Origin of the sequence: Corynebacterium sp. (assembly GCF_030535495.1) — a bacterium.
Classification (GTDB): Bacteria; Actinomycetota; Actinomycetes; order Mycobacteriales; family Mycobacteriaceae; genus Corynebacterium.
Window position 1 is genome coordinate 1 of record NZ_JAUNRW010000168.1, and the last position, 2,840, is coordinate 2,840.

Below are 2,840 nucleotides of genomic sequence, written 5' to 3' on the forward strand. Positions count from 1 at the left end.
GAATCCGCCGACGGCGATGGTCGCGCCGTCGGGGATGTCGGCGACGGCCGCATCAGTTGAGGGGAGGGTCTTGTCAAGCATGATCCAGACTGTACACTGGTGTTCAGATAATGCACAAGGGTTCACACAGCGAACCGCCTTCACGAAGAGAAAGGAGCCGCACGTGGCCACACCGGACACCCCCAACGTCCAGTCGCTCGTCCGCGGCCTCGCCGTCATCCGGACATTCAACGCCGACCGGCCCCGGCAGACCCTCGCCCAGGTCGCCGACGCCACCGGCCTGGCCCGCGCCACCGCCCGCCGCTTCCTGCACACCCTGGTCACCGTCGGTTACGCAGGCACCGACGGCACCGAGTTCTGGCTCACCCCCCGTGTCCTCGAGCTCGGCTACAGCTACATGTCCGGCCTGGGCCTGCCCGCCATCGCGCAGCCGCGCCTGGAGGAACTCTCCCGCCACATCGGCGAGTCCTCCTCGCTGTCCGTGCTCGACGGCGCGGATGTCGTCTACGTCAACCGCGTGCCGGTGCGGCGCATCATGACGGTCTCCATCACCATCGGCACCCGCTTCCCGGCGTACGCCACATCGATGGGCCGGGTCATCCTCGCCGGCCTGCCCGCCGATGAGCTCGAGGCGTACCTGGACAGCGTCGAGTTCCAGGCATTCACGCCGTCGACGCTTATCGACGCCCACTCCCTCCACGCCGAGCTCTCCCGCATCCGCGAGCAGGGCTTCGCCATCGTCGACCAGGAACTCGAACCCGGTCTGCGCTCCCTGGCCGCGCCGGTCCACTCCCCCGCGGGCAAGGTCGTCGCGGCGGTCAACGTGTCCACGCAGAGCGTCGTCCACGACCTGGAGGAGCTGCACGACCGCTTCCTCCCGGCGCTCATCGACACCGCCGAACTCATCTCCGCCGACCTGGCGGCCACCGAACTCTTCTAGAAAGGCTCTTTCATGTCTGACATTTCCGGCACCGACATCGTCATCTGCACCCCCCTGCGCACCGCCGTCGGCGGTTACGGCGGGCAGTTCGTGGGCGTTCCCGTCCAGGAGCTCGCCGCCACCGTGGTCAAGGCCGTCATGGAGCGCTCGGGCCTCAAGCCCGAGGACGTCGACGACCTCATCCTCGGCCAGGCCTCCCCCAACGGCGCCGCCCCGGCCCTGGGCCGCGTCGTGGCACTGGATGCCGGCCTCGGCGAGACCGTCCCCGGCATGCAGCTCGACCGTCGCTGCGGTTCCGGCCTGCAGGCCGTTGTCACCGCCGCCGCGCACGTGGCCACCGGTGCGGCCGACCTCATCATCGCCGGTGGCGCCGAGTCCATGTCGCGCACCGAGTACACCGTCGACGCCGACGTCCGCTGGGGCCAGAAGGGCGGCAACATGGTCTTCCGCGACCGCCTCGCCGAGGCCCGCGAGACCGCCGGCGGCAAGAACCACCCGATCCCGGGCGGCATGATCGAAACCGCCGAGAACCTCCGCGAGGAGTACTCCATCACCCGCGAGGCCCAGGACGAGATGGCCGTGGAATCCCACCGCCGTGCCGTCGCCGCGCAGGAGCAGGGGATCTTCGCCGAGGAGATCGTGCCGGTGACCGTGCCGCAGCGCAAGGGCGATCCGCTGGTCATCGACACCGACGAGCACCCGCGCCCCGGTTCCACCCTGGAGAAGCTGTCGGGCCTGCGCCCCATCATGGGCCGCCAGGATACCGACGCCACCGTCACCGCCGGTAACGCCTCCGGCCAGAACGACGGCGCCGCCGCGATGATCGTCACCACCCGCGCGAAGGCCGAGGAGCTTGGCCTGACCCCGTCCGTCGTGCTGCGCGGCTGGGCCGTGGCCGGCGTCGCCCCGGAGACCATGGGCATCGGCCCGGTCCCCGCGACCGCCAAGGTGCTGGACCGCCTCGGCCTCACCCTGGATGACATGGACCTCATCGAGCTCAACGAGGCCTTCGCCGCCCAGGCCCTGTCCGTGCTCTCCGAGTGGGGCATCTCCGCCGACGATTCCCGCCTCAACCCGCTGGGTTCCGGCATCTCGCTGGGCCACCCGGTCGGTGCCACCGGCGCCCGCATGCTCGTCACCGCCTCCCACCAGCTCGCGCGTACCGACGCCACGACCGCCCTGGTCACCATGTGCATCGGCGGCGGCCAGGGCCTGGCGGCGGTCATCGAGAAGGTGGAGGCTTAAACCATGATCCTGCACTCTGTTTCCTACGGTCCTTCGGATGACGCCGAGCCGGTCGTCTTCCTCGGCTCCATTGCGTCGACCACCGACATGTGGCTGCCGCAGCTCGATGCACTGTCCAAGACCCGCCGTGTCATCGCCCTCGACCACCGCGGCCACGGGCTCTCCCCGGACCCGGACGTCGAGCCCGGTAAGACCACCTTCGATGACCTGGCTGACGATGTCTTGAGCACGCTGAATTCCCTGGGCGTCGATAAGTTCCAGGTCGTCGGGCTCTCCCTCGGCGGCGCCATCGCGCAGTACCTGGCGCTGACCTCCGAGCGCGTCACCCGCGCAGCGTTCCTGTGCACCGCCGCGTACTTCGGCGGCCCGGAGAAGTGGCACCCGCGCGCCGAGCTCACCCGTGCGCAGGGCCTCGAGCCCATGGCCGACGGTGTCATCGACTTCTGGCTGACTGCAGATTTCCAGGAGGCATACCCCGCCACGACCGCCGCTTATCGACGCATGGTCGTCTCCACCCGCGGCGCCGGCTACGCCTCCTGCTCCGATGCCCTCGCCCACTGGGACATCCGCGAGCGCCTGTCGGAGATCACCGTCCCGGTGCTCACGCTGGCCGCCTCCGATGACCAGTCGACCCCGCCGGCAGCGCTGCAGGCGA

3 protein-coding genes are annotated in these 2,840 nt (G+C 69.9%); all 3 read left to right on the forward strand.

The annotated features are described in order from the left end of the window. The first annotated feature begins 163 nt into the window (after positions 1-163). On the forward strand, positions 164-940 hold the full coding sequence (locus Q4F73_RS12205) for an IclR family transcriptional regulator C-terminal domain-containing protein (RefSeq protein WP_303359609.1): 777 nt from the start codon (positions 164-166) through the stop codon (positions 938-940). A 21-nt stretch (positions 941-961) separates the two neighbouring features. Continuing rightward, a complete protein-coding gene (locus Q4F73_RS12210; protein ID WP_303359611.1) occupies positions 962-2,185 on the forward strand; it encodes an acetyl-CoA C-acetyltransferase in 1,224 nt (407 codons plus the stop codon). Positions 2,186-2,188: 3 nt separating this feature from the next. Beyond that, positions 2,189-2,840 (forward strand): alpha/beta fold hydrolase (locus Q4F73_RS12215; protein WP_303359610.1); only part of this gene is annotated, 652 nt, incomplete at its 3' end.